This window comes from Polaromonas sp. YR568 (assembly GCF_943371715.1).
GTDB lineage: Bacteria > Pseudomonadota > Gammaproteobacteria > Burkholderiales > Burkholderiaceae_C > Polaromonas.
Genome location: NZ_CALRVW010000006.1, coordinates 98,193 through 124,502, shown reverse-complemented (window position 1 = coordinate 124,502; position 26,310 = coordinate 98,193). Strand labels below are relative to the sequence as shown.

At 64.3% G+C, this 26,310-nt stretch carries 31 protein-coding genes and 2 tRNA genes; 20 read left to right on the top strand and 13 right to left on the bottom strand.

All coding sequences use genetic code 11. The features are described from left to right. Positions 1-178: 178 nt before the first annotated feature. Positions 179-263: transfer RNA gene (locus tag AAG813_RS06815), tRNA-Leu, on the bottom strand. Between the two features lie 40 nt (positions 264-303). Here AAG813_RS06815 and cysM point away from each other — a divergent pair. From cysM to AAG813_RS06795, 4 genes are all read left to right on the top strand, one after another. Continuing rightward, on the top strand, positions 304-1,206 hold the full coding sequence (gene cysM / locus AAG813_RS06810) for a cysteine synthase CysM (protein WP_341913174.1): 903 nt from the start codon (positions 304-306) through the stop codon (positions 1,204-1,206). Between the two features lie 136 nt (positions 1,207-1,342). Next, positions 1,343-1,873 carry an NUDIX hydrolase gene (locus AAG813_RS06805; RefSeq protein WP_341913172.1) on the top strand — a complete coding sequence of 177 codons (531 nt, stop codon included), beginning with the start codon at positions 1,343-1,345 and terminating at the stop codon, positions 1,871-1,873. 291 nt (positions 1,874-2,164) lie between these two features. Beyond that, positions 2,165-2,740, top strand: coding sequence for a YidB family protein (locus AAG813_RS06800; RefSeq protein ID WP_341913169.1), 576 nt, complete (start codon positions 2,165-2,167; stop codon positions 2,738-2,740). A 162-nt stretch (positions 2,741-2,902) separates the two neighbouring features. Beyond that, a tRNA-Arg gene (locus AAG813_RS06795) sits at positions 2,903-2,978 on the top strand. Between the two features lie 57 nt (positions 2,979-3,035). Here the strand turns inward: AAG813_RS06795 and AAG813_RS06790 are convergent. The 5 genes from AAG813_RS06790 to AAG813_RS06770 are packed head-to-tail and all read right to left on the bottom strand — an operon-like array spanning position 3,036 to position 6,909. Continuing rightward, positions 3,036-4,268, bottom strand: a complete 1,233-nt coding sequence (locus AAG813_RS06790; RefSeq protein ID WP_341913167.1) for a VWA domain-containing protein — start codon at positions 4,266-4,268, stop codon at positions 3,036-3,038. Further along, positions 4,262-5,212: a hypothetical protein gene (locus tag AAG813_RS06785; protein WP_341913165.1), complete on the bottom strand. Its 951-nt coding sequence runs from the start codon at positions 5,210-5,212 to the stop codon at positions 4,262-4,264. The genes AAG813_RS06790 and AAG813_RS06785 overlap by 7 nt, the downstream gene beginning before the upstream one ends. 14 nt (positions 5,213-5,226) lie before the next feature. Next, complete coding sequence (locus AAG813_RS06780) at positions 5,227-5,823, bottom strand: GNAT family N-acetyltransferase (protein WP_341913164.1); 597 nt, start codon at positions 5,821-5,823, stop codon at positions 5,227-5,229. Beyond that, on the bottom strand, positions 5,820-6,059 hold the full coding sequence (locus AAG813_RS06775) for a hypothetical protein (RefSeq protein ID WP_096666585.1): 240 nt from the start codon (positions 6,057-6,059) through the stop codon (positions 5,820-5,822). Before AAG813_RS06775 ends, AAG813_RS06780 begins: the two co-directional genes overlap by 4 nt. Before the next feature lie 7 nt (positions 6,060-6,066). Next, a complete protein-coding gene (locus AAG813_RS06770; protein ID WP_096666588.1) occupies positions 6,067-6,909 on the bottom strand; it encodes a MoxR family ATPase in 843 nt (280 codons plus the stop codon). A gap of 134 nt (positions 6,910-7,043) precedes the next feature. Between AAG813_RS06770 and AAG813_RS06765 the strand changes: the two genes are divergently transcribed. Further along, a complete protein-coding gene (locus AAG813_RS06765; protein WP_341913159.1) occupies positions 7,044-7,709 on the top strand; it encodes a c-type cytochrome in 666 nt (221 codons plus the stop codon). A gap of 255 nt (positions 7,710-7,964) precedes the next feature. On the opposite strand, the gene AAG813_RS06760 is transcribed toward AAG813_RS06765, so the two are convergent. Continuing rightward, positions 7,965-8,399: a DUF1841 family protein gene (locus AAG813_RS06760; RefSeq protein WP_341913157.1), complete on the bottom strand. Its 435-nt coding sequence runs from the start codon at positions 8,397-8,399 to the stop codon at positions 7,965-7,967. A 338-nt stretch (positions 8,400-8,737) separates the two neighbouring features. Between AAG813_RS06760 and AAG813_RS06755 the strand changes: the two genes are divergently transcribed. Next, positions 8,738-8,959: a hypothetical protein gene (locus AAG813_RS06755; RefSeq protein WP_176491317.1), complete on the top strand. Its 222-nt coding sequence runs from the start codon at positions 8,738-8,740 to the stop codon at positions 8,957-8,959. A 24-nt stretch (positions 8,960-8,983) separates the two neighbouring features. On the opposite strand, the gene AAG813_RS06750 is transcribed toward AAG813_RS06755, so the two are convergent. After that, the gene (locus AAG813_RS06750; RefSeq protein ID WP_341913153.1) at positions 8,984-9,799 is read right to left on the bottom strand and encodes an IclR family transcriptional regulator; all 816 of its coding nucleotides are present in this window, start codon (positions 9,797-9,799) and stop codon (positions 8,984-8,986) included. A 93-nt stretch (positions 9,800-9,892) separates the two neighbouring features. Here AAG813_RS06750 and AAG813_RS06745 point away from each other — a divergent pair, with 93 nt between their 5' ends. The 3 genes from AAG813_RS06745 to pcaF all read left to right on the top strand — a co-directional run bounded on the left by AAG813_RS06745 (position 9,893) and on the right by pcaF (position 12,526). Next, positions 9,893-10,609, top strand: a complete 717-nt coding sequence (locus AAG813_RS06745; RefSeq protein ID WP_341913151.1) for a 3-oxoacid CoA-transferase subunit A — start codon at positions 9,893-9,895, stop codon at positions 10,607-10,609. A gap of 1 nt (position 10,610) precedes the next feature. Next, positions 10,611-11,252 carry a 3-oxoacid CoA-transferase subunit B gene (locus AAG813_RS06740; protein ID WP_341913148.1) on the top strand — a complete coding sequence of 214 codons (642 nt, stop codon included), beginning with the start codon at positions 10,611-10,613 and terminating at the stop codon, positions 11,250-11,252. A gap of 68 nt (positions 11,253-11,320) precedes the next feature. Continuing rightward, positions 11,321-12,526: a 3-oxoadipyl-CoA thiolase gene (gene pcaF, locus AAG813_RS06735; RefSeq protein ID WP_341913145.1), complete on the top strand. Its 1,206-nt coding sequence runs from the start codon at positions 11,321-11,323 to the stop codon at positions 12,524-12,526. A 13-nt stretch (positions 12,527-12,539) separates the two neighbouring features. On the opposite strand, the gene AAG813_RS06730 is transcribed toward pcaF, so the two are convergent. Together AAG813_RS06730 and yghU are read right to left on the bottom strand one after the other, a co-directional pair. Continuing rightward, positions 12,540-13,172, bottom strand: coding sequence for a glutathione S-transferase (locus AAG813_RS06730; RefSeq protein WP_341913256.1), 633 nt, complete (start codon positions 13,170-13,172; stop codon positions 12,540-12,542). Next, positions 13,172-14,044, bottom strand: coding sequence for a glutathione-dependent disulfide-bond oxidoreductase (yghU, locus tag AAG813_RS06725; RefSeq protein ID WP_341913143.1), 873 nt, complete (start codon positions 14,042-14,044; stop codon positions 13,172-13,174). Before yghU ends, AAG813_RS06730 begins: the two co-directional genes overlap by 1 nt. A gap of 184 nt (positions 14,045-14,228) precedes the next feature. Here yghU and AAG813_RS06720 point away from each other — a divergent pair, with 184 nt between their 5' ends. After that, positions 14,229-14,390, top strand: a complete 162-nt coding sequence (locus AAG813_RS06720) for an NAD(P)-binding domain-containing protein (protein WP_341913141.1) — start codon at positions 14,229-14,231, stop codon at positions 14,388-14,390. Positions 14,391-14,404: 14 nt separating this feature from the next. On the opposite strand, the gene AAG813_RS06715 is transcribed toward AAG813_RS06720, so the two are convergent. Beyond that, entirely contained in the window at positions 14,405-15,049 is a 645-nt protein-coding gene (locus tag AAG813_RS06715) for a trimeric intracellular cation channel family protein (protein WP_341913139.1), read from the bottom strand. Positions 15,050-15,147: 98 nt separating this feature from the next. Between AAG813_RS06715 and AAG813_RS06710 the strand changes: the two genes are divergently transcribed. The 6 genes from AAG813_RS06710 (at position 15,148) to AAG813_RS06685 (ending at position 21,148) form a co-directional block, all read left to right on the top strand. After that, entirely contained in the window at positions 15,148-16,116 is a 969-nt protein-coding gene (locus AAG813_RS06710) for an NAD(P)-dependent oxidoreductase (protein ID WP_341913137.1), read from the top strand. Between the two features lie 2 nt (positions 16,117-16,118). Beyond that, positions 16,119-17,474 (top strand): amidohydrolase family protein, encoded by a 1,356-nt coding sequence (locus AAG813_RS06705; protein ID WP_341913134.1) that lies wholly within the window; start codon positions 16,119-16,121, stop codon positions 17,472-17,474. Positions 17,475-17,539: 65 nt separating this feature from the next. Beyond that, positions 17,540-18,496: a tripartite tricarboxylate transporter substrate binding protein gene (locus AAG813_RS06700; RefSeq protein WP_341913132.1), complete on the top strand. Its 957-nt coding sequence runs from the start codon at positions 17,540-17,542 to the stop codon at positions 18,494-18,496. Between the two features lie 2 nt (positions 18,497-18,498). Beyond that, positions 18,499-19,368: an NAD(P)-dependent oxidoreductase gene (locus AAG813_RS06695; RefSeq protein ID WP_341913130.1), complete on the top strand. Its 870-nt coding sequence runs from the start codon at positions 18,499-18,501 to the stop codon at positions 19,366-19,368. 11 nt (positions 19,369-19,379) lie between these two features. Further along, positions 19,380-20,441, top strand: a complete 1,062-nt coding sequence (locus tag AAG813_RS06690) for a maleylacetate reductase (protein ID WP_341913128.1) — start codon at positions 19,380-19,382, stop codon at positions 20,439-20,441. Between the two features lie 98 nt (positions 20,442-20,539). After that, positions 20,540-21,148 (top strand): hypothetical protein, encoded by a 609-nt coding sequence (locus AAG813_RS06685; protein WP_341913125.1) that lies wholly within the window; start codon positions 20,540-20,542, stop codon positions 21,146-21,148. Between the two features lie 94 nt (positions 21,149-21,242). Here the strand turns inward: AAG813_RS06685 and AAG813_RS06680 are convergent, their stop codons facing one another. Further along, positions 21,243-22,913 (bottom strand): FAD-dependent oxidoreductase, encoded by a 1,671-nt coding sequence (locus AAG813_RS06680; RefSeq protein ID WP_341913123.1) that lies wholly within the window; start codon positions 22,911-22,913, stop codon positions 21,243-21,245. 1 nt (position 22,914) lies between these two features. Continuing rightward, positions 22,915-23,844 carry a LysR family transcriptional regulator gene (locus tag AAG813_RS06675; protein ID WP_341913120.1) on the bottom strand — a complete coding sequence of 310 codons (930 nt, stop codon included), beginning with the start codon at positions 23,842-23,844 and terminating at the stop codon, positions 22,915-22,917. A gap of 371 nt (positions 23,845-24,215) precedes the next feature. Here AAG813_RS06675 and AAG813_RS06670 point away from each other — a divergent pair, with 371 nt between their 5' ends. From AAG813_RS06670 to AAG813_RS06655, 4 genes are read left to right on the top strand one after another with little or no spacing between them, the layout of a single operon-like run. Further along, positions 24,216-25,046, top strand: coding sequence for an intradiol ring-cleavage dioxygenase (locus AAG813_RS06670; RefSeq protein WP_341913118.1), 831 nt, complete (start codon positions 24,216-24,218; stop codon positions 25,044-25,046). A gap of 1 nt (position 25,047) precedes the next feature. After that, positions 25,048-25,347: a YciI family protein gene (locus AAG813_RS06665; RefSeq protein ID WP_341913116.1), complete on the top strand. Its 300-nt coding sequence runs from the start codon at positions 25,048-25,050 to the stop codon at positions 25,345-25,347. Then, positions 25,344-25,685: a Dabb family protein gene (locus AAG813_RS06660; protein ID WP_341913114.1), complete on the top strand. Its 342-nt coding sequence runs from the start codon at positions 25,344-25,346 to the stop codon at positions 25,683-25,685. The genes AAG813_RS06665 and AAG813_RS06660 overlap by 4 nt, the downstream gene beginning before the upstream one ends. After that, a complete protein-coding gene (locus tag AAG813_RS06655) occupies positions 25,678-26,301 on the top strand; it encodes a nuclear transport factor 2 family protein (protein ID WP_341913112.1) in 624 nt (207 codons plus the stop codon). The genes AAG813_RS06660 and AAG813_RS06655 overlap by 8 nt, the downstream gene beginning before the upstream one ends. The last annotated feature ends 9 nt before the right edge of the window (positions 26,302-26,310 follow it).

Genomic DNA, 26,310 nt, shown 5'->3' with positions numbered 1-26,310 from the left:
TATCTGAGCTTCTGCGCTTTTGCGTGCAGACGCCCACAAAAAAGGCCCCTCCAAAACTGGAAGAGCCTGTAGCTGGTGCCCGGGGCCGGAATCGAACCCGCGTACGACGTGCGCTTCGTCACTATCGCCCAAAGGCGGGCCGGTTCGGGAGAACCAGGCGATCGGTGTTCACAAGAGGTGGTGCCCGGGGCCGGAATCGAACCGGCACGCCTTTCGGCGGGGGATTTTGAGTCCCCTGCGTCTACCAATTTCACCACCCGGGCAGGAAGAAGCAAAGAGGCAAATTATGGCACAGTGCAGGGTATGAATTATCCGACCATCGAAGACGCCATTGGCAAAACGCCCCTGGTGGCACTGCAACGTATCCAGTCCCAAGCCAACACCCAACGCCACAACGTGGTCCTCGGCAAACTCGAAGGCAACAACCCCGCCGGTTCGGTGAAAGACCGGCCCGCGCTGTCCATGATCAAGCGCGCCGAGGAGCGCGGCGAGATCAAACCCGGTGACACGCTGATCGAGGCCACCTCCGGCAACACCGGCATTGCGCTGGCCATGGCCGCGGCCATCAAGGGTTACCGCATGGTGCTGATCATGCCGGAGGATCTGTCGATTGAACGCGCGCAAACCATGAAGGCCTTTGGCGCCGAGCTGATCCTCACGCCCAAAAGCGGCGGCATGGAACACGCGCGCGACCTGGCCGACCAGATGGCCAAAGACGGCAAGGGCCGCGTGCTGGACCAGTTTGCCAACCAGGACAACCCGCGCATTCACTACGAGACCACCGGCCCCGAGATCTGGGCCGACACGGCGGGCAAGGTCACCCACTTCGTCAGCGCCATGGGCACGACCGGCACCATCACCGGCGTGTCGCGTTTCCTGAAAGAGAAAAACCCGGCGATCAGGATCATCGGCGCGCAGCCCAGCGAGGGCTCGCGCATTCCTGGCATCCGCAAGTGGCCCGAGGCCTACATGCCGAAGATTTACGACCCCAGCCACATCGACGAGACCGTGCTGGTGAGCCAGCTCGACGCCGAAGACATGTGCCGCCGGCTGGCGCGCGAAGAGGGCATCTTCGCCGGCATCTCGGCTGCAGGCGCCTGCTGGGTGGCGCAGGAGATTGCCAAAACGGTGGAGAACGCGGTGATCGTGTTCATCGTCTGCGACCGGGGTGACCGTTATCTGTCCACCGGCGTTTTCCCCGCCTGAGCTCTGCCTTTGTTATTGCGGGCTTGACCCGCCATTCATGTTCAATGGACCAGGCAGGTGGTTCATGCAACATGGATCCCGGATCAAGTCCGGGATGACACCCAGAAAATCCATGAGATGAGAAGAAAGCGATCGCATGACTCACGAATTCAAGTTTTGCCCCAGCTGCGCCACCCCGCTGGCGATGATTTCCCAGCTGGAAGACAGCGGCGAAACCGTGCGCCTGCGTTGCCCGGCCTGCGATTACACCCACTGGAACAACCCGGTGCCGGTGCTGGCCGCGGTCATCGAGCACCAGGGCAAGATCCTGCTGGCGCGCAATGCCGCCTGGTCCGGCAAGATGTACGCGCTGATCACTGGCTTCATGGAAGCCGGCGAAACGCCCGAAGGCGGCATCACCCGTGAGATCAAGGAAGAAACCAGCCTCGACGTGACCGACCTCAAGCTGATCGGCGTCTACGACTTCCAGCGCATGAACCAGATCATCATTGCCTACAGCGCCGTCGGCCATGGCGAAGTCAAACTCTCCCCGGAGCTGGTGGACTACCGGCTGTATGCCCATGAAGACGTCAAGTGCTGGCCGGCCGGCACCGGGTATGCCTTGGCCGACTTTTTGAAGTCCAGGGGCTACGCGCCGGAGTTTGTGGAGTGGGCCAAGCGGGATTGAGCGCTGGCGGCGCGGTGCGTGCTGAATTTTCAGGCTTTTTAGGCTACCAGCCCAATACTGGCGGGCGCAAGCAGCTATTGAATATGTAGCATCAGGCTGCTGCATGGCGGGCGGCCAGGAGTGGCAGGTCCCGGGTGCGGGCAGCCGGCCCACCTCCCATCTGTCCGTGCCGCCGCATTGCACCCCGCGACACACCTGCGGCGCCATCCGCGTTGTATTGGCGCTCCCGCCTACACACGCCAGCCGTCAGGACGCCTAAGCTCGAAATTTCCTTCGTCAAGAGAGTTCCCCATGGCAAACAGTTTGATTGAACAGATACTGGCCGGCGTTTTGTCCAATGCCACACTCGGTCGCGGGCAGTCCGGTGCGGAGAGCCCATCGCTGGACGGCGGGTCCAGTGGCGGCCTGGGCGATTTGCTGGGCGGCATCCTCGGCGGCGGGCGTGCCCCCGCGGGTACCCCCACGGAACGCAGCTCTCCCTTCGGCGGTGGCGGCGGCGCGCTGCTGGCCATGCTGCTGCCCCTGGCCATGCAGTGGGTGCAACGCAATGGCGGCCTGGGCGCGGTGCTGGGCAAGTTCCAGCAAAAAGGTTACAGCCAGCAGGCGGCGTCCTGGGTGTCCACGGGTGAGAACGAAGCCCTGCCGCAGCAGGCCATCGACGACGTGGTGGGGCTGGACGAACTGTCGCGACTGTCGCAGCAACTGGGCGTGCCGCAGCAGGAGGTGGCGGACGGCTTCGCGCAGATCCTCCCTGAGGTGGTGCACCAGCTGACGCCCCAGGGCGAGGTGGCCGGCAACGCCGACGATGTGCTGACGGAGGGCATGTCGGAACTGGAAACGCTGCTGCGCCGGCTGGACGCTCGCTGAGCGAGCTGGAGCCTGAGCGTGGGCGCAAGCAACTATCAAATAAGCAGCCATTGAAGGCTGCCAGTTGATGGCCGGCAGGCGCCCGCCCCGGACAACCTGTCATTCCTCGCCGCGGCGCGGCCCGGCGGCGCCCGCCCGTTCACCTTGTTAAACTACGCGTCTGCCTTTGTAGCTCAGTGGATAGAGCGATCCCCTCCTAAGGGATAGGTCGCAGGTCCGATTCCTGCCAAGGGCACCATCTTTTTACGCTGCCGCGCCAATCACCCGCTGAGCGGTGATGCCGCTTCCACCAGCTTCACTTGGACAGCAGGCGCATCGCTTCTTCCAGCCCCTTGATGGTCAGCGGGTACATGCGCTGGTTCACCAGCTGCTGGATGACGCTGATGCTCTGGCGGTACTGCCAGACGCCTTGCGGCTCGGGGTTGATCCAGACAAATTTCGGGAAGGCATTCGTCAGCCGCTGCATCCACTCGGCGCCGGCTTCCTCGTTGTTGTATTCGACGCTGCCGCCCGGCTGCAGAATTTCATACGGACTCATGGTCGCGTCGCCGACAAAGATCAGTTTGTAGTCCTTGTTGTACTTGCGGATGATGTCCCAGGTCGCGAACTTCTCGCTGAAGCGGCGGCGGTTGTTCTTCCACATGAAGTCATAGACGCAGTTGTGGAAGTAATAGAACTCGATGTGCTTGAACTCGGTTTTGGTGGCCGAGAACAACTCTTCCACGCGGCTGATGTGTTCGTCCATGGTCCCGCCCACGTCCATCAGCAGCAGCACCTTCACGTTGTTGTGGCGCTCCGGAACCATCTTGATGTCCAGCCAGCCGGCATTGGCCGCGGTGGAGCGGATGGTGTCGTCCAGGTCCAGCTCTTCCACATGGCCTTCACGCGCGAACTTGCGCAGGCGGCGCAGGGCGACCTTGATGTTGCGCGTACCCAGTTCCTGGGTGTCGTCGTAGTCCTTGTAGGCGCGCTGGTCCCAGACTTTCACCGCGCTTTTGTTGCGGCTTTTTTCCTGGCCGATGCGTATGCCCTGCGGGTTGAAGCCGTTCGCGCCAAACGGCGAGGTGCCGCCCGTGCCTATCCATTTGCTGCCGCCTTCGTGGCGCTCCTTCTGCTCTTCAAAACGTTTTTTCAGCGTTTCCATGAGCTCGTCCCAGCCCATCTTCTCAATCTTGGCCTTGTCTTCGGGGCTGAGTTCGAGCTCCAGGTTCTTGCGCAACCACTCCAGCGGAATGTCCTTGGTGAAGTCGACGATCATCTCCACACCCTTGAAGTAGGCCGCGAAGGCGCGGTCGAACTTGTCGTAGTGTTTTTCGTCCTTCACCAGCACGGTGCGGCTCAGGTAATAGAAGTCGTCGATTTTCCAGGCGCCTTCACCCGCGCCGTCCTCGCCGTCCTCGCCGTCCTCTGCCTGGCCGCTGTTGGGCCCGACCACGCCGGCCTTCAGCGCCTCGAGCAGCATCAGGTATTCCTTGACCGACACCGGCAGCTTGGCCGAACGCAGGGTGTAGAAGAAGTCGATCAGCATTTACAGCCTTCCAGGCAAGAGAATTTGGGGCATGCCACCTCGTTGTCGACCCGAACAGTCGAACCGTTGCAACTGTAAAACCGGGTGCTGGATCCGGGGGCTACCTCCACCCCGCGTTCGAGATCATCACTGGATACGCCTTCATTGAATTTTCTCGAAGCAGAGTAACGCAAGTAATCCAGGCACAACTCAGGATGCTCCGCGCTTATTGTCCAGGCCTTGGCCGTGTTGTTGTAAACGGTGACCAGCCTGGGCACGTAATTGTTAGTGTTTCGCTTGTCTTCCCATTGAAAAAAGGAGGGCGCATTTTTCAGGAAAATCTGTTTGGCTTTCGGCGCCTGCGTCAATGTTTCGCGAGGAACTTCGAATTTGATTTCATCCTCTTTCAGTAGACCCGCGCCCTGAAGGCGATAGTCCTTGAGCTGTACAGGATGCTGTAGAACGGGGCGACAGGCTTGCGCTGAGGAAGGTGAGATCAGTCTTGACATTTGCCGAACGTATATTGCCTTCTTGTCTTTTCGCTCGGAATAGCTGAGACCTTTCGAAACTACCAGGTATCGCTGCACTTGCGCTTCGCCTGCCTCCTGATGCCCGTCCTCGACAAACAGCTCGAGAATATTTCCTTTTCTGTAACCTGCCATTCTTCCGGTGTACACCTTGTGGCAACTGTTGCCCCCGCAACTGTAGTACGACCCGCAAACGAACTGGCCGTTCTGCACCAGTTCCAATTGGCTCGTCGTGTCGAGTTTTGAACCTTCGAAGCAATGCCGTACCGGTGCCACACCCATGATCCCTGCGTCTTCAAACGCCTTTGGATTGCAGGGCGAAGGGATTCGGTAGATTCCGGTCACGTCGGGCAAAGCACTCCTGTCCTGACCCCAGGCATTCGCTGCCAGCAGCGAGAACAGAAGGCACAACAGGGTATGTCGAACGTGATCCAACATGCTCAGGCCCAGTTTCAGCCGCGCGGTTTGTCCAGCATGTACAGCAACTGCGCCTTCACTTCCGGCCACTCGCCGGAGCGCAGGCTGTACATCACCGTGTCGCGAATCGTGCCGTCGCGCCGCAGCGCGTGGCCGCGGATCACGCCGTCTTTTTTGGCGCCCAGGCGCTCGATGGCGCGCTGCGAGGCGAAGTTGAAATTGTCGGTGCGCCAGCCGACGACGTGGCAGCCCAGGGTTTCGAACGCGTGGGTGAGCATCAGCAGCTTGCAGGTGGTGTTGACGTGCGTGCGCTGGCAGCGCGCGGCGTACCAGGTGTAGCCAATCTCGACGCGTTTCACGGCCGGCAGGATGTCGTGGTAACTGCTGCTGCCCAGCACGGTGCCATTGGCGGCGTCGCGCACAGCGAAGGCAAAGCGGTGGCCGGCGTCGCGGGCCTGGAGCGCGTCGCTGATGTAGGCGCGGGTCTGGTCCGGTTCGGGCACCGAGGTCACGCGCAGCTTCCAGAGCTCGCCATCGGCGGCCGCGGCGCGCAGGCCGGCTTCGTGGTCGAGTGCCAGCGGCACCAGCTCGACGCCGCGTGCGGAAAGAGTAACGGCTTGCACAAAACTCATGTGTCTTTGCCCTGTTTTTTGGCTTGCGCACGGCGCCAGCGCCGCGCGATCTGCAGCCCCAGGCCACCGCCCAGGCCGACCAGCACGATGCCGCCTATGGCGCTGTTGCCGTAACCGGCGGCAAAAATGTCCAGGCCGAACAGCCGGCCCAGCCAGAAGCCGAGCAGCGCGCCGCCGACAAAACCGACAGCGTCGGACAGGCCTTCGACCAGCAGGTTGCGGTTGTCGCTTGCCATGGCTTGTCTAGCGGTTGTGGCGTTGCATGAACACCAGTTTTTCAAACAGGGTGACGTCCTGCTCGTTCTTGAGCAGCGCGCCCACCAGCGGCGGCACGGCGACCTTGTCTTCCTTGCTTTGCAGCGCCTCCAGCGGAATGTCTTCGGCGACCAGCAGCTTGAGCCAGTCCAGCAGTTCGCTGGTGGATGGCTTTTTCTTCAGGCCAGGCAGGTTGCGCACGTCGTAAAAGGTCTTCATGGCCGCGGCCAGCAGTTCTTTCTTGAGGCCGGGGAAGTGCACGTCGACGATCAGTTTCATCGTGTCGGCATCGGGGAACTTGATGTAGTGAAAAAAGCAGCGGCGCAAGAAGGCGTCGGGCAGTTCTTTTTCGTTGTTCGAGGTGATGAAGACCAGCGGCCGGTGTTTGGCCTTGATCAACTCGCGCGTCTCATAGCAGTAGAACTCCATGCGGTCGATCTCGCGCAGCAGGTCGTTCGGGAATTCGATGTCGGCCTTGTCGATCTCGTCGATCAGCAGCGCCACCGGCTCGTCGGCCGTGAAGGCCTGCCAGAGCACACCCTTGATGATGTAGTTGTGGATGTCCTTGACCTTTTCGTCGCCGAGCTGCGAGTCGCGCAGGCGCGACACCGCGTCGTATTCATACAGGCCCTGCTGCGCCTTGGTGGTGGACTTGATGTGCCACTGCAACAGCGGCAGTTGCAGGGCTTCGGCCACTTCCTCGGCCAGCATGGTCTTGCCGGTGCCGGGCTCGCCCTTGACCAGCAGGGGCTTTTTCAGGGTGGCGGAGGCGTTGACGGCAAGCATCAGGTCCTGGGTGGCGACGTAGTTTTTGGAGCCTTGGAATTTCATGATGGACAGGAGGTGTAAACGGGAAGGGGGTGAATCTGTGGTGATTCAGTCGGGGCAGGACCGGGCCGCGGCAGGCACAGATATAATCAGCGGTTGTTTTTTATAACAAATTCTCACCTGATTGTGCGCGCAAAATGACCAAGCTGTTCACCACCTTATTCGCCCTGGCTGTCTCATTTGTGACGGTTTCCGCCCATTCCCAGGACATCAAGGGTGATGTCAAGGCCGGCGAAGCCAAAAATGCCATGTGTATCGGCTGCCACGGTATCAAGGGTTACCAGGCCAGCTTCCCCGAGGTCTACAAAGTCCCCATGATTTCCGGCCAGAGCGCCAAGTACATTGACGCCGCCCTGCATGCCTATAAAAAAGGCGAGCGCAAACACCCCACCATGCGCGGCATCGCCGAGTCGCTGAACGACCAGGACATTGCCGATCTGGCCGCGTATTACGCCCAGCATGGCGTGACCGAAGGCGCAGCCGCCGCAGCACGCACCGCCAAAACGCCCAGCCCGGCCGTCGCTGCCTTGCTCGGCAAGGCCAATTGCGCCTCCTGCCACGGTGCCGATTTCAGCAAGCCGATCGACCCGTCCTACCCCAAGCTCGGCGGCCAGCATGCCGACTACCTGTTTGTGGCGCTCAAGGCCTACAAGGTCGAGAACAACCCCAAGGTTGGCCGCGGCAACGCCATCATGGCTGGCATGGCCAAGCAGTACACCAACGCGGAGCTCAAGCAGCTGGCCAACTACCTGGCGTCCGTCGAGGGTGACCTGAAAGTGGTTCCGCAGAGTAAGTTCCGCTAAACACACCTTGCATCCACGAAAAAGCCGCTGATCCAGCGGTTTTTTTGTTGGCTTCAACGGCGATGCGCACTTCCCTGCAAGCAGGGGCCGCGGGTCCGGCCTTGCCGGCCCGCAGGCGCAGCGGCCCCCTCGGGGCTGGTGGCTGCGGCTCCGAACCTGCTTGAGCAGGTTTGGACAGGCATCAGAAGCGAAGCGTCTAACGAGCGGCGGCCTGCAAGGTGCGGGCGCCACTCGCTAGTAGAGCAACCATGGGGGCTAATCTCTTGTCGCGTGGCGCTGCACGCAGGCGATGTAAGCGTCACCGTCGGGCGGGCGCCCGGCGCGCTGGCTTTCCCAGACCATCTGGCCCAGGCAGTCCATGGCTTCATGGTGGGCGTCGTGCAGCGAATTGCGCCGGGCAGTCAGCAACTCGACGGCCTGCCGGATGCCGCGCGGCTGGTCAATCGAGCACTGCTCGCTGATCGACAGGTGCATGGACAGGTGAAGGAAGGGGTTGGTCTTGCCGCCTTCCACGTCGTACATTTTCTCCAGCGCCGCATCGGCATCGGCAAAGTCGGCGTGGTACTCGGGGTGTTCGTCGATCCACTGGCTTGCTATGGTTTCAATAGCTTCCAGCGGTTGCCCCGAGCGGGCTTTGGCGTAAACGGAACAGTAAAAACGACGGACGTCGGCTTGCGAAGGCGTGAACATGGCCTAGTGTAGTGTTGCATTCTCGATGGCGCATTTAAAACCGATGGATTTTTGTTCAGGGCTAGGCGCAAACCACAGCGATACCCGCAGGTATCGCGCGGATTTGCAACAACGCCCTGGGCGAAAAAACGCGGTTTTAAGTGCCAGATAGAGTGCAACACTGCACTTGCGTAGCATGCGGCCCGTGGTGCTTGCCGCTGTGGTGTTTTCGGGACGCCAGAAAGCGCATCGGCAATGTCCTACGGCCCTGCGGCGCTTTATCGGCTAGATTACCTTCACGGCAGCGTGATCCCGGCAAGCGCGCGCCGGCATACCCATCATCCGGCGAGGAGAATTTCATGAATGCAATCAGAATCACAGGCATTGTCCTGATCGTGCTCGGCCTGGCCGGCTTTTTCACCGGCGGTTTCAGCTTCACCAAGGACACCACCAAAGCCAACATCGGCCCCATCCAGCTGACCGTGCAGGAAAAAGAGTCCATCAATGTGCCCCAGTGGCTCAGCATTGGCGCGATTGTCTTGGGCGCCGTGGTGCTGGTCATGGGTTCCCGCAAGTCCTGAACAGCCCGTCGGGTCATGGCCCGATCAGGTGCGTTGAACGCTGAGCAGACGTGAAATCGTTTGTGCGGCGGTCAGCAGGGGCGGCAGCATGCTGTCCTGCATGACCCTGGCGCTGGTCCGGTTGGCCTGGCCGCTGATGTTCAGGGCCGCCACCGTCTTGCCCTGCCGGTCCAGAATCGGTGCAGCCATCGACACCAGGCCTTCTTCCAGCTCCTGATTCACCAGGCACCAGCCCTGCTTGCGCGTCTGCGCAATTTTCTGACGCAGGGTGTCCAGGTCCGTCACCGTGTGGCGGGTGAGCGGCGCCAGCTCCGAGGCTTTCAGGCAGGCCAGCGCTTCGCCCTCCGGCAGACCGGCCAGCAACACGCGGCCCATGGACGTGCAGTAGGCCGGCAGGCGCGAGCCCACCCCCAGCGTGATGCTCATGATCTTGTGCGTGGCGACACGCATCACATACACAATGTCCGTGCCTTCCAGCACCGCGGCAGAACACGACTCCCCGACCTCCTCGGCCAGGCCTTCCATCACCGGTTCGGCCAGGTTCCAGATTGGCATGGACGACAGGTAGGCAAAGCCCAGGTCCAGGATGCGCGGGGTCAGGGAGAACAACTTGCCGTCGCTGACGACATAACCCAGTGTCTGCAGCGTCAGCAAAATGCGCCGTGCACCGGCGCGTGTCAATCCGGTGCGTGCCGCCACCTCGCTCAGCGTCTGGCGCGGCGACTGCGCACTGAAGGAGCGGATGACCTCCAGCCCGCGCGCGAAGGACTGGACATAACTGTCGCCCGGCGCGGGACCAGGTCGGCCATCGGGGCCCGAAGGGGATGCAGCAATTGCCATGGGTGAGGAAATCTCCTAAAATTCATTATACGAACATTTGTTCTATATAAGAACAAATTCAAGGCATGTGATTTTTCCGGTGGAGACCGCTTCATGATCAACAAGACAGCCCGGTCGGTGGCCGAGGCGCTGGCCGGCGTGCAGGACGGGGCCACCGTGCTGATCGGCGGTTTCGGCACGGCCGGCATCCCGAACGAACTGATTGACGGGCTGATTGCGCAGGGTGCGAAGGACCTGACCGTGGTCAACAACAACGCCGGCAATGCCGATACCGGTCTTGCCGCGCTGCTCAAGACCGGCCGCGTGCGCAAGATCATCTGCAGCTTTCCGCGCCAGACCGACAGCTACGTGTTTGACGAGCTCTACCGCGCCGGCAAGCTGGAGCTGGAGCTGGTGCCACAGGGCAACCTGGCCGAGCGCCTGCGGGCGGCGGGGGCCGGCATAGGCGCGTTTTTTTCTCCGACCGGCTTTGGCACCGAACTGGCAAAACATGCCGATGGGTCGCCCAAGGAAACCCGCGAAATCAATGGCCGGCACTACGTGCTGGAAATGCCGATCTACGGCGACGTGGCGCTGATCAAGGCCGAACGCGGCGACCGCTGGGGCAACCTGGTGTACCGCAAGGCGGCGCGCAACTTTGGCCCGGTCATGGCGACGGCGGCCAGACACACGGTGGCGACTGTCCACGAGGTCGTGGAACTCGGCGCGCTGGACCCGGAACACATCGTGACCCCCGGCATCTTTGTGCACCGGATCGTCAAAATTGACCGTGTCGCCACGCAGGGCGGCGGCTTCAAACAGGCAGCCTGACATGACCTACCAGAAACGCAGCAAAGACCAGCTCGCCGCCCGCGTGGCGCGCGACATCCATGAAGGGGCCTACGTCAACCTGGGCATCGGCATGCCGACGCAGGTCGCCAACCACCTGCCCGAAGGGATCGAGGTCATCCTGCAGAGCGAGAACGGCATCCTCGGCATGGGCCCGGCCCCTGCCGAGGGGGACGAGGACTTCGACCTGATCAATGCCGGCAAGCAGCCGGTGACCCTGCTCAAGGGCGGCTCGTATTTCCACCATGCCGACAGCTTTGCGATGATGCGCGGCGGCCACCTGGACATCTGTGTGCTTGGTGCCTTTCAGGTCTCAAGCACCGGCGACTTGGCCAACTGGAGCACCGGCGAGTTCGGCGCCATTCCCGCCGTGGGCGGCGCCATGGACCTGGCCATCGGCGCCAGGCAGACTTGGGTCATGATGGACCTGCTGACCAAGAAGGGCGAGAGCAAGGTGGTCCAGACCTGCAGCTACCCGCTGACCGGCATAGCCTGCGTCAAACGCATCTACTCCGACCTGGCCACCCTGGACTGCACGCCGCAAGGCCTGCGGCTGGTGGATAAAGTCGAGGGGCTGGCGCATGACGAGCTGGAGAAGCTGGTCGGCCTGCCCATCGCGGTGTAAGGCCGCGAAAATTTCCGTTCGGGCCTAGCCTGTCCAGGCCCTTTGATAACCCATCTGTGAGAACGACCATGACCCCCCAAGCTTTTATCTGCGACGCCATCCGTACCCCCTTCGGCCGTTACGGCGGCGCACTCAGCAGCGTGCGCACCGACGACCTGGCCGCCGTGCCGCTCAAGGCGCTGATGGCGCGCAACCCCAACGTTGACTGGCTGGCCGTCACCGACGTGATTTACGGCTGCGTCAATCAAGCCGGTGAAGACAACCGCAACGTGGCCCACATGGCCACGCTGCTGGCCGGCCTGCCGCTGGAGCTGCCGGGCGCCACCATCAACCGCCTCTGCGGTTCGGGCATGGACGCGGTCGGCACGGCGGCCCGTGCCATCAAGGCCGGTGAGGCCCGCATGATGATTGCCGGCGGCGTGGAGAGCATGAGCCGCGCGCCGTTTGTGATGGCCAAGGCCGAGAGTGCCTTCAGCCGCGCCGCGCAGATGTACGACACCACGATCGGATGGCGCTTCGTCAACAAGCTGATGAAGGAAAAATACGGTACTGACGCCATGCCGGAAACCGCTGAAAACGTGGCGGCCGAGTACAAGATCAGCCGCGAAGACCAGGACAAGATGGCGCTGGCCTCCCAACTGAAGGCGGTGGCCGCGCAGAAGTCGGGTTTCTTCGACGCCGAGATCACACCGGTCACCATTCCCCAGAAAAAAGGCGACCCGGTCGTGGTCAGCAAGGACGAACACCCGCGCGAAACCTCGCTGGAAGCGCTGGCCAAACTCAAGGGCGCGGTGCGGCCTGACGGCAGTGTCACGGCGGGCAACGCCTCGGGCGTCAACGACGGCGCCTGCGCGCTGCTGATTGCCAACGAAGAAGCGGCGAAGCAGAACGGCCTCACGCCGCGCGCGCGCATCGTCGGCATGGCGACGGCCGGTGTGCCGCCGCGCATCATGGGCATCGGCCCGGCCCCGGCGACCGAAAAAGTGCTGGCGCTGACCGGCCTGAGCCTGGCACAGATGGACGTGATCGAACTCAACGAGGCTTTTGCCGCCCAGGGTCTGGCGGTGCTGCGCCTGCTGGGCCTGCAGGACGACGATGTGCGCGTCAACCCGAACGGCGGCGCGATTGCGCTGGGACACCCTCTGGGCGCATCTGGTGCACGCCTGGTGACTACGGCGGTCAACCAGCTGCACCGCACCGGCGGCCGCTACGCGCTGTGCACCATGTGTATCGGCGTGGGGCAGGGCATTGCCCTGGTGATCGAACGCGTGTGAACCGCGCGACCCGTTAAAGCGCCATCGACGGGCGCTGCGCCATGGCCGTGCGCCAGCGCATCAGGTCCGGGTGCTGCTCGCCGGGCTTGACCTTGACGATGCGCGCAAAGTCCACCACCACCACCGCGGTGATGTCGGCAATGCTGAACTGGTCTGCTGCCACGAAATCGCGGCCCCGCAGCTGTTCATCCAGCACCGAAAAAAACTGCTGCACGCGCGCCAGGCCGCGCTGGGCAAGCTCCGGAATCTGCGGGTAGTCCACCGGCCCGGGCAGGGCGCGGTTCGCCATCCCTGGCGAGCTGTTGCGCAGGCACTCGGCAATCGCCAGCAGGCCTTCAAACTCGATGCGCCATTGCCAGCTGGCGATATCGGCCTTTTCCAGGGCGGTGCGGCCCAGCAACGGGGGCTGCGGGCAGTGGGCTTCCAGCCAGGCTGCAATCGCGGCGTTGTCGGTCAGCATCACTCCCTCATCGGTGCGCAGTGCGGGCACGGTGCACTGCGGGTTGATGCGGCGGTAGGCCTCACCCAGTTGCTCTCCGGCGCGCAGGTCAATCTGCACGGTCTCATGGGGCACGCCTTTTTCGGCCAGCAAGATGCGGGCGCGCCGCGGGCTGGGTGCGGTGGCGCAGTCGTACAACGTGATCATCATGCGACTGCCAGCTTGTCCTGGGTGCGGGTGTCGAAGTCGCTCGCGTCATGGCGCTCATGCAACTGGCTGGAGGGCTCGCCCCAGGTGCGGTTGACCATACGCCCCCGTCTGGCGCTCGGACGCTTCGCAATCTCTTCGGTCCAGCGCAGCACGTTTTTGTAGACCTGCACCTGCAGGAACTCGCCGGCTTCATAAAGCTGGCCCTTCACCAGGGCGCCGTACCAGGGCCACACCGCCATGTCGGCAATGGTGTAGTCGTCCCCGGCCAGGTAGGGCACCTCGGCCAGGCGGCGGTCGAGCACATCGAGCTGGCGCTTGACTTCCATCGCATAGCGGTCGATGGGGTATTGCATCTTGCTCGGGGCGTAGGCGTAAAAGTGGCCGAAGCCGCCGCCCAGAAAAGGCGCGCTGCCCATTTGCCAGTTCAGCCACGACAGGCACTCGGCGCGCGGCGCGCCGCCCGAGGGAAAAAACGCGCCGAACTTCTCGGCCAGGTACTGCAGGATGGCGCCCGACTCGAACACCCGCACGGGGGTGGCGCCGCTGCGGTCCACCAGCGCCGGGATCTTGGAGTTGGGATTCGCGGCCACAAAGCCGCTGCCGAACTGCTCGCCCTCGTGGATGCGGATCAGCCAGGCGTCGTACTCCGCACCGCTGTGGCCCAGGGCCAGCAACTCCTCCAGCATCACCGTGACCTTGATGCCGTTGGGCGTGCCCAGCGAATAGAGCTGCAAGGGATGGCGGCCGACCGGCAGTTCCTTGTCGTGGGTGGGGCCGGCCACAGGCCGGTTGATGTTGGCGAAGCGGCCGCCGTTGGCTGACGGTGGCGACCAGATGGCAGGGGGGACGTAGGTTGAGGTGTCGTTCATGGAAACCATATTGCCTGAGTTTGTAAGGGTCTGCACAACACGCCTGATTTGAAAGAAGGGTCCTGGCCAGGCCCCAGGAAAAAGCCTGTTTCCCGCCAACGGGAAAACGGATTCCTCTGTATTTCCTGAACCCGGCGTTCGGCTGCAGCACATTCGCGCCAGTTGTTATGAACAAGGAGACAGTATGACGGTGCGCATCGGATGGACAGGTTTGGGACGCATGGGCGAGGCGATGGCAAAGCGCCTGATCAAGGCCGGCAATGAGGTCCGTGTGTGGAACCGTACGGCCTCCAAGGCCGCGCCACTGGCGGAGTACGGCGCCCCGGTCGTATGGCTTCCTGGGTGAGGGGTGGGCGGAGACTAATGCCCCACCTGCCACAGCGGCAGGCGCCAGTCGCGCCACAGCGCCAGCAGGCGCAGGCCGGCGGTGATGGTCACCGTGCTGACCAACGCGACCCATTCGGGCGCGCCGAGCGCGCTCAGTCCCAGGTAGACCCAGCCGCCGACAAAAGCGCAGACCGCATAAGGCCGGTGGTCGCGAAACGCGCTGGGGATTTCGTTGCAGACGATGTCGCGCAGCACGCCGCCGAACACGCCGGTGACGATGCCCATCAACACGCAGACCAGGGCCGGCATGCCGGCCCGGCTGGCCACGTCCACCCCGACGGCCGCAAACAGGCCCAGGCCCAGCGCATCGGGGATCTGCATGACGCGCTCCGTCGGCTCGAAATGGCGCTGGCGCATGAACAGCATCGCCGCCGTGCCGAGCGCCAGGATGCCCCAGACGTACTCCACATGCCGGACCCAGAAGAAGGGCCGCTGGTCCAGCAGCAGGTCGCGCAGCGTGCCGCCGCCAAAAGCGGCCACAAACGCCACCACAAAGACGCCCACGGCATCGAGCCGGCTGCGCGCCGCCACCATGACCCCGGAAAGGGCAAAGGCGACGGTGGCCGACAGTTCCAGCGCATGGCGCAGCCAGCCGCCCCAGGTGTTGATGTTTTCCATGAGGGGGATTGTGCCGCGGCGGCTGTCCGTCGGGCAGCTGCCGCTATTTTTCGGTCCCTGAAAAACTGATTTCCGCTGGATTTCTTGAACCCCGGCAAGTGCTGCTGCACACTGGCCCGGGTCACAAGAAACAAGGAACAAGCATGGGCAAGCGCATCGGATGGATAGGTTTGGGACGCATGGGCGAGGCCATGGCCAAACGCCTGATCAAGGCCGGCAACGAGGTCAGTGTGTGGAACCGCACGGCCTCCAAGGCCGCGCCGCTGGCGGAATACGGTGCCACCATCGTTGGCAGCAAGCAGGACCTGGCGACCTGCGACATCGTTTTCACCATGGTCTCCACCACGGACGACTTGAAGCAGGTACTGTTCGGCGAAGGCGGCCTGGTGGCGGGCACGGCCAAACCCAAGGTGGTGGTGGACAGCTCGTCCATTTCGCAGGAAGGTTCGGCCGAGATCCGCACGCGGCTCGAAGCCATGGGGGTCGGCTACCTGTGTTCGCCGGTGTCGGGCAACGCCAAGGTGGCCAAGGCCGGCAAGCTGCTGCAGGTGGCTTCGGGCCCCAAGGCGCTGTACACCGAGGTCGAGCCCTACCTGCAGGCCATGGCCCGCAAGGTCATGTGGGTGGGCGAGGGTGAGCTGGCGCGCATCTGGAAGATCGCGCACAACACCATGTTCGGTGTGATCATCCAGAACCTGTGCGAGATCACGGTGCTGGCCGAAAAGGCCGGCATTCCGCGCCACATCTTTCTCGAAAGCATCAACGACTCGGTGCTGGGCTCCATGTACACCAGGTACAAGACGCCGATGCTGACCAACCTGACGTTTGACCAGGTGACCTTCACACCCAAGCTGCTGCTCAAGGACATGGACCTCGGCCTGGGCGCTGCCCGCGCGCATGGCGTGGCCATGCCGGCTGCCGCCGCCACGCGCGAGTCGGTGGCACGGATGGTTGGGCGCGGCCACGAGGACATCGACTTCGCCGTGCTGCTGGTGGAAACCGCCAGGGACGCCGGCCTGGAACTGAAGCCGGAAAACGTCAAGATGAGCGACGGGCTGGAAAGCTGAAGATGTCAGTCGTCGCCAGAACCCTGATCCGCGGTGCCACCATCGTCACCATGGATGCGCAGGGCGACCTGCCCACCGGCGACATCCTCGTGACGGGCGACACCCTGACCGAGATTGCGCCGGTCATTCACGCCGACGATGCGCAGGTGGTGGATGCCACCGGCCACATCATCATTCCGGGCCTGATCAACGCCCACATGCACACCTGGCAGACCGCCTTGCGCGGGCTGGCAGCCAACTGGACGCTGCTGGAGTATTTCCAGAAGATGCATGCGGGGCTGGCCACCGTGTTCACGCCCGACGATCTGCACATCGCCACGCTGGTCGGCTCGCTGAACCAGCTCAACTGCGGCACCACCACGCTGGCCGACTGGTGCCACAACAACCCGACTCCGGCGCACAACGACGCGGCCATCAGCGGCCTGCTCGCGTCCGGCATACGCGCGGCTTTTTTCCATGGCACGCCCAAACCCGACCCGCTGCCCGGCCAGGCACCGTTCTGGGAAGTGCCGCATCCGCGCGCGGAAATCGAGCGCCTGCTCAAGGCGCACCAGGGCCAGCCGCTGCTGAGTGTGCAGGCCGCCGTGCTGGGGCCGCATTATTCGACGCTGGAGGTGGCGCTGCACGACTTCGCCATGGCCAAGGACCTCGGCCTGATCGCCTCGCTGCACCAGGGCGGCGGTCCCGCGCGCACGCCCGACGGCTGGCGCCAGCTGGACATGGCCGGCCTGCTGGGCGACCACATCAACATCGTGCACGGGCACGCGCTCAATGACGTGCAGCTGCAGCGTTTCTGCGAGCTGGGCATGAGTTTTTCGGCCGCGGCCGAAAGCGAAATGAGCCAGGGCCACGGCCATCCGCTGACCGGCCGGCTGCGGGCGCTGGGCCGCGCCCCGTCACTGGGCGTGGACCTGGAAAGCGTGATGAGCGGCGACATGTTGACGCAGGCGCGCATCGCGCTGGGCATCCAGCGCTCGCTCGACAACGTGGCCTACCGCGAAACCTACGGCACGATTCCACCGACATCGACCATCACCACGCGCGAGGCGCTGTCCTGGGTGACGGTCGAAGGTGCGCGCATGCTCAAGCAATCACACCGCATCGGTTCGCTGGCCGCCGGCAAGCAGGCCGACCTGGTGCTGATCCGCGCGACTGACCTCAACATGCAGCCGGTGCACGACCCGGTCAACTCGGTGGTGATGCAGACCTCGCTGGCCAACATCGACAGCGTGATGGTGGCCGGGCGCTGGAAAAAGCGCCACGGCCAGCTGCTGGGCGTGGACCTGGCGCCGCAGCTGGCGGCGCTTCAGGCCTCGGGACAAAAAATCGCGAAGGCGATGTCGCTATCAAATAAATAGCCGACTGCGCAGGTAATAAAAGGGCGGAGACCCGTTTTGACCATCAAACCAAGGAGACAAGCACCATGAAACGTTTCATCTTTTTCACCATGAGCCTGCTGGCCGTGGGCAGCGCGCTGGCCCAGGGCTACCCCAGCAAACCCGTCAGATTCCTCGTGCCCTTCACGGCCGGCAGCGGCACCGACCTGATTGCCCGCAGCATTGCCGACACCATGAGCAAAAGCATGGGCCAGCCCATCGTGATCGAGAACAAGCCCGGTGCCGGCGGCACCATTGCCGCGGGCCAGGTCGCCAAGGGCGAGGCCGACGGTTACACCGTGCTGGTCCATTCATCGGGCCATGCGCTGAACCCGGCGATCTACAGCACCATCGGTTACGACACGCTGAAGGACCTGACCGGCATCACGCCGCTGGCCGCCCTGCCCAACGTGCTGGTGGTCAACCCGGCCAAGGGCTGGAAGTCGGTGGCCGATCTCGTGGCCGCCGCCAGGGCCAAACCGGGCCAGCTCAACTACGCCTCGGCCGGTGTGGGCAGCGCGACCCATCTCAACGCGGAGAAGTTTCGCCTGCAGGCTGGCATCGAGGCCCTGCATGTGCCCTACAAGGGCACGCCGGAGGCCATGACCAACGTCATCGGCGGCAGCAACGACTGGTTCTTCGCGCCGCTGGCCTCGGCCCTGCCGTTGGTCAAGGACGGCAAGCTGCAGGCGCTGGCCGTCAGCACACCGGCGCGTTCGCCCGCGCTGCTGCAGGTGCCGACCACGGTCGAGGCCGGCGTGGCGGGCTCCGACTACACCTTCTGGGTCGGCATGATTGTGGCGAGCAACACCCCCGCGCCAGTGGTCAAACGCCTGCATGAGGAGGCGCTCAAGGCCATGGCCAACCCGGAGGTGAAGGAGCGCATGAACAAGCTGGGCGCTGAACCTTTCCCGCTGTCGGTCGAGGCCTTCAATGCCTTCATCAAGACCGAGGTGGACGCCGCCGCGCGTATCGCCAAGGCGGCCGGCCTCAAGGGTCAGTGATGGTGCGGGTGCATGTTGCCGGGGTAGGGAAGATGGGCCTGCCGATGGCCGGGCATTTCCACGCGGCCGGCCATGCGGTGACGGTCAGCGACCCCAGCGAGGCCCGGTTGCAGCTGGCGCGCGGCCAGGGCCTGCAGGTGGCCGAGGCCCCTGCCGCGATGGCGCTTGCCGATATCATTGTTTCCTCGCTGCCCCACGATGCCGCCCTGCGTCAGGTGGGCGCCCAGGTGGCGGCGGCCGCGCCGCGCGGCGCGATCTACGTGGACACCAGCACCGTGTCGCAGCAGGCGTCAGCGGAAGTCGCCGAGGTGCTGACAGCCACCGGCGTGGCCTACCTGCGCACCACCGTGTCGGGCAACAACAAGATGGCCGAGGCGGCGCAGCTCACCGTCATGGCCTCCGGCCCCCGCGCCGCTTATGACAGCGTGTTGCCCTTGCTCAAGGTCCTGGGGCCGAACCAGTTTTACCTCGGAGAGGCCGAGCAGGCGCGCTTGATGAAGCTGGTGGTCAACCTGATGATTGCGCAAACCAGCGCCATGCTGGCCGAGGCCCTGACCCTGGGCCGCAAGGGCGGGCTTGACTGGCAGGACATGTGGCAGGTGCTGGGCGCCAGTGCGGTGGCCTCGCCCATCGTCAAGGCCAAGTCGGCCCAGCTTTCGCAGCGCGACTTCACGCCGACCTTCACCGTCGAACAGATGATCAAGGACCTGGCGCTGATTCTGGGCGCCGGCGCCGACAGCCATGTGCCCTTGCCGCAGACGGCGCTCACCTTCCAGCTGATGCAGGCGGCGCTGGCCCAGGGCGACGGCCAGGACGACTATGCGGCCATCATCAAGGCGGTCGAGCGCAGCGCCGGTTTGCCTGCGGATTGATAAGAGGACCCATGAGAAGTTTTGTCTACAACGCACAGGCGGCTCGCGTGGTGTTCGGCGCCGGCAGCCTGCAGCACCTGGGTCGCGAAATCGACGCGCTGGGCGCACGCAAGGCGCTGGTGCTGTCCACGCCGGAGCAGCGCGCCTCGGCCGAGATGATTGCCGACCTGCTGGGGCCGCGTGCCGCCGGCGTGTTCGACCGGGCCGTCATGCATGTGCCGATGGAAACCGCACGCGAGGCGCGCGAGCTGGCGCGCAAGCTCGGTGCGGACTGCGCCGTGGCCATAGGCGGCGGCTCCACCACCGGCCTCGGCAAGGCGATTGCGCTGGACTCGGGCCTGCCGATTCTGGCGATTCCCACCACCTATGCCGGCTCCGAAATGACGTCGATTTACGGCATCACCGAAGGCGGGCTGAAAAAAACCGGCAAGGACGCGCGCGTGTTGCCGCGCACCGTGATTTACGACCCCGCGCTGACCCTGAGCCTGCCGGTCCGCATGAGCGTGACCAGCGGCATCAACGCGCTGGCCCACGCGGCCGAAGGCCTGTATGCGGTCGACAGCAACCCCATCATGGACCTGATGGCCAAAGAGGGCATCGCCGCCATGGGACGGGCGCTGCCAGCTATCAGAAAAGAAGCAACCGACCTGGCCGCCCGCAGCGATGCGCTGTACGGCGCCTGGCTCTGCGGCACCGTGCTGGGCAACGTCGGCATGGCGCTGCACCACAAGCTGTGCCACACCCTGGGGGGCAGTTTCAACCTGCCGCATGCCGAGACCCACACCATCGTGCTGCCGCACGCGCTGGCCTACAACGCGGCCGCGGCGCCGCAGGCCATGCTGGCGATCGCGCAGGCGCTGCAGGGCCGCAGTGCGGCGCAGGCGGTGTTCGACCTGGCGCAGAACAACGGCGCGCCGGTGGCCCTGAAGGACATCGGCATGCAGGCGTCCGACCTCGACCGGGCCTGCGACATCGCCCTGCAGAACCAGTACCCGAACCCGCGGCCACTGGAGCGCGCTGCGATCCGCCAGTTGTTGCAGCAGGCCTTCGACGGACAGCGCCCCGAAGCCTGAAACGCGGCCGGCCGCCATGGATGCGAAGGCTGTCATATCTCGATATTTTCTGGTGACAGGACTAGACTGGTGTCCTCTGTGGACAGACCCGTGTTGTCATGGAAATTTTTGTTCTGCTGCTGATGGTCGCCGCATTCAGCGCCTGGCAGCTCAAATCAAAAAACCAGGCCAGACGCATGGCCCTGCTGGACGGTTTTCTCGGCCGCTACCAGATCGAAAAGCGGATGGAAAACCTGATCGAAGCTTATCTCGGTGCGCTTGAGGAGAAAGACCCGGAGCGCCAGACCCGGCTCTGGGCCATGCTGGCCGTGTCCGAGGAGCAGCTGTGCAGGCAGGTGCGGCGGTTTGCCGAGGATTTTTCGGCGGTGGACGAAGCCGATGCCTGTGTCAGCAAGCTGCCGGCGTTTCTGCCTGAGACCGACCGGTTTTTCCCCGCCAACACCTTCGACCTGCGGCGCGCTTTGGTCGTTCATGCAGAGGGCATGGAGCGCGTGGCAAAAAATGCACAGGGCCGCTCGCCGCGTGACAAGGCCTACACCCTGTCGGCCGAGTTGTTGCTGATGCAGCACACCTGCCACTGGTACCGCCACTCCAGGGCGGCCGCCTCGGCGCACATGTCGGCCCGCCACCAGACGCCCTACCAGCAGTTGCTGGCGTCCGTGGACCCGCAGACACGCCAGGCCTACCTCGCGGTGATAGGCCGCTGAACCGGGGCGCTGCCCAAAAGTCTCAGTCAAATCGAGCTTCAGCCCAAGCAGGATGAGCGCAGACAGCTATCAAATCAGGAGCTGTCGACAGTTCTCATACGGTGCCGGCGGCATGCCCGGTCGCCTGCTTGAGCACCTGCAGCGCCTGCCCGCCATCGCGGCCGCGCCAGGCCACGATCTGGTCCGGGCGGATCAGGGCCAGCGGCGCTTCGTACAGCGCCAGCAGCGCGTCTGAGGGCTGTCGCACCACTTTCAGGTCCAGGCCCAGCGCCGCCGCCGCTTCCACAAAGCCGCGCGTGTCGGGCGCATCCGGCCCCAGGGCCAGCAGCGTCCATTCAAAGTTGAAACTGTCGTAGAGCGAGGAGCCATCCTCCAGCCAGGCGTGCGGCGCGCGGCCCCCGGGGCTGGCGCTCGGCTGGTAGTGGCCGGCTTCGTCCGGCGGCGGTGTGCTGCCGTCCTTCACGATCAGGGGCGAGCCGTCGTAACGCCCGCCAAAAGTCACGCCGGGAATGTTGAACTCCAGGCGCACGTGCTGGTTCAGGTAGCTGGCGGCGCGCTCGCGTTCGGCCTGGCCCGCGGCACCGTCCTGTTCCAGCAGGTCGGTGGCGCGGAAGCTGCCGACCGAATCGGCAAAACGCCGGGCATAGGCGGTGTTGCGTTCGGCCAGCGCTTGGCGCTCGGGTCCGTAACTGTCCAGCAACTGCGGCGGCGCCTGGCCGCGCAGCACGGCGGCCAGTTTCCAGCCGAGGTTGACGGCATCTTCCACCGCGGTGTTGTAGCCGAGGCCGCCGGTCGGTGTGAACAGGTGGGCCGCATCGCCGCCCAGGAATACCCGGCCGCGCTGAAAGCTCTGCGCCACCAGCGAATGCCCGGCGGTCCAGGTGCCGACCGACAACACCTCGATGGCCAGATGCTGCCCCATGGCTTCATCGACGATGCGCTGCGCGTCGGTCGCGGTCCAGGCCTCGGCATCCTCGCCTTCGTGCACGGCGGCGTGGAAGGCAAACTCCGACTGCCCGTCCACCGAGGCCATGAAGGCACGCCGCTGCGGATTGACCGACACATACATCCAGGCGCGGGCGTGCGGGAACACGGTGTAGAAATCCGGCGCACGCAGGTAGACCGCAAACATCTTGCCGCCCATGAACTCGCGCCTGACGCCGCTGGCGCCGTCCCAGGCGATGCCCAGCGTGCTGCGCACCAGGCTGCGCGGGCCGTCGGCGCCGACCAGGTACGCGGCCTGCACTTCAAGGGTTTCGCCGCCGGCGGTGGCGCGCACCTGTGCCTGCACGTGGCTGCCACGGTCCTCGAAACTTTCCAGGCCCCAGCCGTAACGCACATCGATGCCGGGCAGGGCTTCGGCGTGGCGGCGCAGAGTGGCCTCGACAAACTTCTGCGACACCCGGTGCGGCAGCTCGGCCGCGCTCCAGGAGCCGCCCATGGCCTTGATATTTGTCACCGCCTGCGCGGCCGTGGGCAGCTGCAGGCGCGCCAGCTCATGGCCGGTGTAACGCGTGAAGTAGGCAATGTCGGTCGGGTGGTCGTCCGGCAGGCCCTGGGCGCGGATCTCGCCGGCAAAACCGAGGCGGCGGAAATGCTCCATGGTGCGCGCCTGCGTGGCATTGGCCTGCGGGTTGAAGGCGGTGCCCGGTTTCGGGTCCACCAGCAGGCAGGACACGCCGCGCCGTCCGAGTTCATTGGCCAGCATCAGGCCGCAGGGGCCGCCGCCGGCGACCAGCACGTCGGTATGCAGGACGTCGCTCATGTCAGTACACGCCGAAGCGCCCAGTCCACTTGCGTTCGTAGTCCTGCTTCGCGAAGTGTTCGGCAACGAAGTCGATGAAGGTGCGCACCTTGGCCGACAGGTGTTTGCGGCTGGGGTAGGCCAGGTTGATCGTCAGGCGCGGCAGGTCCCATTCATCGAGCACCGGCACCAGGCGGCCGGCCACGATGTCGTTGTAGACGATGTAGCTGGGCTGCACCAGGATGCCCAGGCCGTCCAGCGCCGCGGTGCGCAGGATCTGGCCGTCGTTCGATTCCAGCAGGCCCTTGACGGTGACGGTGGTGGTCTCGCCGTCGCGGCTGAAGCGCAGCTCGTTCGGGTTGTTGGCGTAGGTGTAGATCAGCAACTTGTGTTTGTGCAGGTCTTCCAGGGTTTTCGGAAAACCGTGCTGCGCAAAATAACGCGGCGACGCCGCCAGGATGCGCCGCGTCTCCGCCAGGCGCCGTATCGTGATGTTGGAGTCGGGCTCGATCTCGCGCGTTCGGATCGCCACGTCGATGTTGTTGTCGATGATGTCCAGGTAGCGGTTGGCGGCTTCCACATGCACGGTCACGTTCGGGTAACGCTGCGTGTATTCGCGCAGCAGCGGCGCCACGTGGTGCAGCGAAAACGACAGCGAGGCCGTGATGCGCAGCATGCCGGTCGGGTTCAGTGCCGTGGCGTTGACCGCCGACTCGGCGTCCTTGAGATCGGACAGGATGGTTTTGGCGCGGCTGAAAAACTCCTGGCCGGTGTCGGTGAGGTAGAGCCGGCGCGTGTTGCGCTCCACCAGCCGGGCGCCCAGGCGTTCTTCCAGCGCCGACAGGTGCCGGCTCGCGGCCGCATTGGACAGGTCCAGCGCTTCGGCGGCGCGGCTCAGGCTGCCGGTTTCGGCCACCTGCACAAACAGTTCAATCTCCGTCCAGCGATCCAAGCCATGTCTCCTGCAGTTGCCGTCCTGGCTATTTTTTGGGCCGCCTGCATTGTGGCCCAGCCGCACCGGCCTTTTTTCCACCGCGCGGAAAAGTCATTTGCGCCAGCCCGCTTTTTTTCAGCGACGCCCCAGCCTACATTGAGGGAAGCGCTGAACAAGTCCCCTGCGGCGCGCGATCAGCCGGGCTAGTGCGGTCTGCTGCGTTGAATTTCTTGCCAATAGCCAGCTATTGGCTGCGAAATCCGCCTTGCATCCCATCCCTATCCGGCTGCCGCACATCCGCCAGGACCTATTCAGCACTTCCTTAGCGCCAGACAGTCCACGAAGGAAAGTATGCACGTCCACGCTCCCGTTTTTCGGCACCTCCGGCCATGCGCAACCTGAACCAGGACACCATCACCCAGGCGGTGCTGGCCCGTCTTGCGGGCACGCCCGACGCCCGCCTGAAGGAGCTCATGACCAGCCTGGTGCAGCATCTGCACGCCTTTGCGCGCGAGGTGAAGCTGACCGAGGCCGAGTGGCTGGCCGGCATTGAATTCCTCACCGCGACCGGCCAGAAGTGCGACGCCAAGCGCCAGGAGTTCATCCTGCTCAGCGACACGCTGGGCCTGTCCATGCTGACGGTGGCGATGAACAATGACAAGCCCCAGGGCTGCACCGAGGCCACGGTGTTCGGCCCCTTTCATGTCGAGGGGGCGCCGCATTTCGACAACGGCGCCGATGTGGCCAACGGCGTGGTGGGCGAGCCCTGCGTGGTGCGCGGCAGGGTGCTGGGCCTGGGCGGCGAGGCGGTGGCTGGCGCAGAGATTGAGGTCTGGCAGGCCGATGCCGCCGGCAACTACGACGTGCAGTACGCCGGGCTGGACAAGTTCCAGGCGCGTGGCGTGCTCCATGCGGGTGCCGACGGCAGCTTTACCTTTCGGACCATCGTGGCCGAGCCCTACCCGATTCCTGTCGACGGGCCGGTGGGTGACATGTTGCGGGCCACCGCCTGTCACCCCTGGCGGCCGGCGCACCTGCATTTCATGATCAAGGCGCCGGGTTATGAAACGCTGGTGACCCATGTGTTTCGCAACGGGGACCCTTACCTCGATTCCGATGCGGTGTTCGGCGTGCGCCAGTCGCTGGTGGCCGACTGGGTCAAGCAGCCCGACGGGGTCTACCGCCTGGACTTTGATTTTGTCCTCAACCCGGTGGCCTGACGTGATCTACATTTTTTCCCTGATCGACAAGCCCGACAGCGCCGCACTGCGCCAGCGCGTCCGGCCCGAGCACAAGGCCTACCTGGCCGGCATGGCGGAGCGCATCGCCTTTGCCGGCCCGCTGGTCAGTGACGATGGCCAGACCATGCTGGGCAGCCTGCTGGCCATTGACTTCGATTCGCGCGAGGCAGCGCACGCCTGGCTGGCCGATGAACCCCTTACCCGTGAGGGCCTGTATGCGAGCACCAGCATCCATGCCTTCGTGAACCTGTGGCCGCAGAAAGCCGGGTTCCCCGCATGATCAAACACATCGTCATGTGGAACATCCGCGGCGACACGCCCGAGGCGAAAGCGGCGGGCATCGCGAAGCTGCAGCGCAGTTTTGAAAGCCTGCGCGGGAAAATTCCCGGCCTCGCGCATCTGGAAATCGGTGTCGATGCCAGCCAGGTCGATTACGCCTGCGATGTGGTGCTGTATTCGGAGTTCGACAGCCAGGCGTCGCTCGATGCCTATGCCAGCCATCCCGAACACCTGCGCGTGAAGGGCGAACTCGCCGATCTGCGCATCGCGCGCCACCAGGTTGACTATGAACCCCGGCGGGGCGCCACCCCACACCACCAGGAGACAGTCCATGAATGACCACGGGGACATGGACAGCGAGTTGCTGATCCGCCAGATGGTCGAGCGCTGGGCCGTCTGGCGCGATGCCGGCGACTGGGACCGTTTTGCGACCGTGTGGCACCCGGAGGGCGTGATGATGGCGACCTGGTTCCAGGGACCGTTCGCGGACTTCATTCGCGTGACGAAAGAGGGCTGGGCCAAGGGGGTCAGCATCCTGCATTTTCTCGGTGGCTCGGCGATCGAGGTCGCGGGCGAGCGGGCCATCGCGCAGACCAAGATGACCATTTCCCAGCGCGGCATGGTGGAGGGCGCGGACGGCCCGGTGCTCTGCGACGTGGTCTGCACCGGCCGCTTTTATGACTTCGTGGAAAAACACGAAGGGCATTGGAAGCTGCTGCACCGCCAGCCGATTTACGAAAAAGACCGCATCGACCCGTTGGATTCCTCGGCCAGCCTGAAGCTGGATGCGCAGGCGCTGGCCGCTTTCCCGGAAGGCTACCGGCATCTGGCCTATATCCAGACGCGGATCGGCTACACCGTCAAGCTCGACATGCCGATGCTAAAGGGCCCGGTGGTCGAGGAGCTGTACCGGCGCGGCGCACGCTGGCTGGCCGGCGGACCCCTGGAGCGCTGACCATCGTGA

Bases quoted from the DNA above. Each gene is read 5' to 3' on its own strand.
- AAG813_RS06730 (WP_341913256.1), bottom strand. From the start codon at position 13,172: ATGATCACGTTGTACGACTGCGCCACCGCACCCAGCCCGCGGCGCGCC.
- AAG813_RS06770 (WP_096666588.1), bottom strand. From the start codon at position 6,909: ATGAAATTCCAAGGCTCCAAAAACTACGTCGCCACCCAGGACCTGATG.
- AAG813_RS06720 (WP_341913141.1), top strand. From the start codon at position 14,229: ATGACGGTGCGCATCGGATGGACAGGTTTGGGACGCATGGGCGAGGCG.
- AAG813_RS06790 (WP_341913167.1), bottom strand. From the start codon at position 4,268: ATGCTGATCGACTTCTTCTACACCCTGCGTTCGGCCAAGCTGCCGGTG.
- AAG813_RS06715 (WP_341913139.1), bottom strand. From the start codon at position 15,049: ATGGAAAACATCAACACCTGGGGCGGCTGGCTGCGCCATGCGCTGGAA.
- AAG813_RS06660 (WP_341913114.1), top strand. From the start codon at position 25,344: ATGATCAAACACATCGTCATGTGGAACATCCGCGGCGACACGCCCGAG.
- AAG813_RS06740 (WP_341913148.1), top strand. From the start codon at position 10,611: ATGACCTACCAGAAACGCAGCAAAGACCAGCTCGCCGCCCGCGTGGCG.
- AAG813_RS06775 (WP_096666585.1), bottom strand. From the start codon at position 6,059: ATGGCAAGCGACAACCGCAACCTGCTGGTCGAAGGCCTGTCCGACGCT.
- AAG813_RS06760 (WP_341913157.1), bottom strand. From the start codon at position 8,399: ATGTTCACGCCTTCGCAAGCCGACGTCCGTCGTTTTTACTGTTCCGTT.
- AAG813_RS06745 (WP_341913151.1), top strand. From the start codon at position 9,893: ATGATCAACAAGACAGCCCGGTCGGTGGCCGAGGCGCTGGCCGGCGTG.
- AAG813_RS06655 (WP_341913112.1), top strand. From the start codon at position 25,678: ATGAATGACCACGGGGACATGGACAGCGAGTTGCTGATCCGCCAGATG.
- AAG813_RS06805 (WP_341913172.1), top strand. From the start codon at position 1,343: ATGACTCACGAATTCAAGTTTTGCCCCAGCTGCGCCACCCCGCTGGCG.
- AAG813_RS06780 (WP_341913164.1), bottom strand. From the start codon at position 5,823: ATGAGTTTTGTGCAAGCCGTTACTCTTTCCGCACGCGGCGTCGAGCTG.
- AAG813_RS06680 (WP_341913123.1), bottom strand. From the start codon at position 22,913: ATGAGCGACGTCCTGCATACCGACGTGCTGGTCGCCGGCGGCGGCCCC.
- AAG813_RS06765 (WP_341913159.1), top strand. From the start codon at position 7,044: ATGACCAAGCTGTTCACCACCTTATTCGCCCTGGCTGTCTCATTTGTG.
- AAG813_RS06800 (WP_341913169.1), top strand. From the start codon at position 2,165: ATGGCAAACAGTTTGATTGAACAGATACTGGCCGGCGTTTTGTCCAAT.
- cysM (WP_341913174.1), top strand. From the start codon at position 304: ATGAATTATCCGACCATCGAAGACGCCATTGGCAAAACGCCCCTGGTG.
- AAG813_RS06690 (WP_341913128.1), top strand. From the start codon at position 19,380: ATGAGAAGTTTTGTCTACAACGCACAGGCGGCTCGCGTGGTGTTCGGC.
- AAG813_RS06785 (WP_341913165.1), bottom strand. From the start codon at position 5,212: ATGTTGGATCACGTTCGACATACCCTGTTGTGCCTTCTGTTCTCGCTG.
- AAG813_RS06685 (WP_341913125.1), top strand. From the start codon at position 20,540: ATGGAAATTTTTGTTCTGCTGCTGATGGTCGCCGCATTCAGCGCCTGG.
- AAG813_RS06755 (WP_176491317.1), top strand. From the start codon at position 8,738: ATGAATGCAATCAGAATCACAGGCATTGTCCTGATCGTGCTCGGCCTG.
- yghU (WP_341913143.1), bottom strand. From the start codon at position 14,044: ATGAACGACACCTCAACCTACGTCCCCCCTGCCATCTGGTCGCCACCG.
- AAG813_RS06700 (WP_341913132.1), top strand. From the start codon at position 17,540: ATGAAACGTTTCATCTTTTTCACCATGAGCCTGCTGGCCGTGGGCAGC.
- pcaF (WP_341913145.1), top strand. From the start codon at position 11,321: ATGACCCCCCAAGCTTTTATCTGCGACGCCATCCGTACCCCCTTCGGC.
- AAG813_RS06705 (WP_341913134.1), top strand. From the start codon at position 16,119: ATGTCAGTCGTCGCCAGAACCCTGATCCGCGGTGCCACCATCGTCACC.
- AAG813_RS06670 (WP_341913118.1), top strand. From the start codon at position 24,216: ATGCGCAACCTGAACCAGGACACCATCACCCAGGCGGTGCTGGCCCGT.
- AAG813_RS06750 (WP_341913153.1), bottom strand. From the start codon at position 9,799: ATGGCAATTGCTGCATCCCCTTCGGGCCCCGATGGCCGACCTGGTCCC.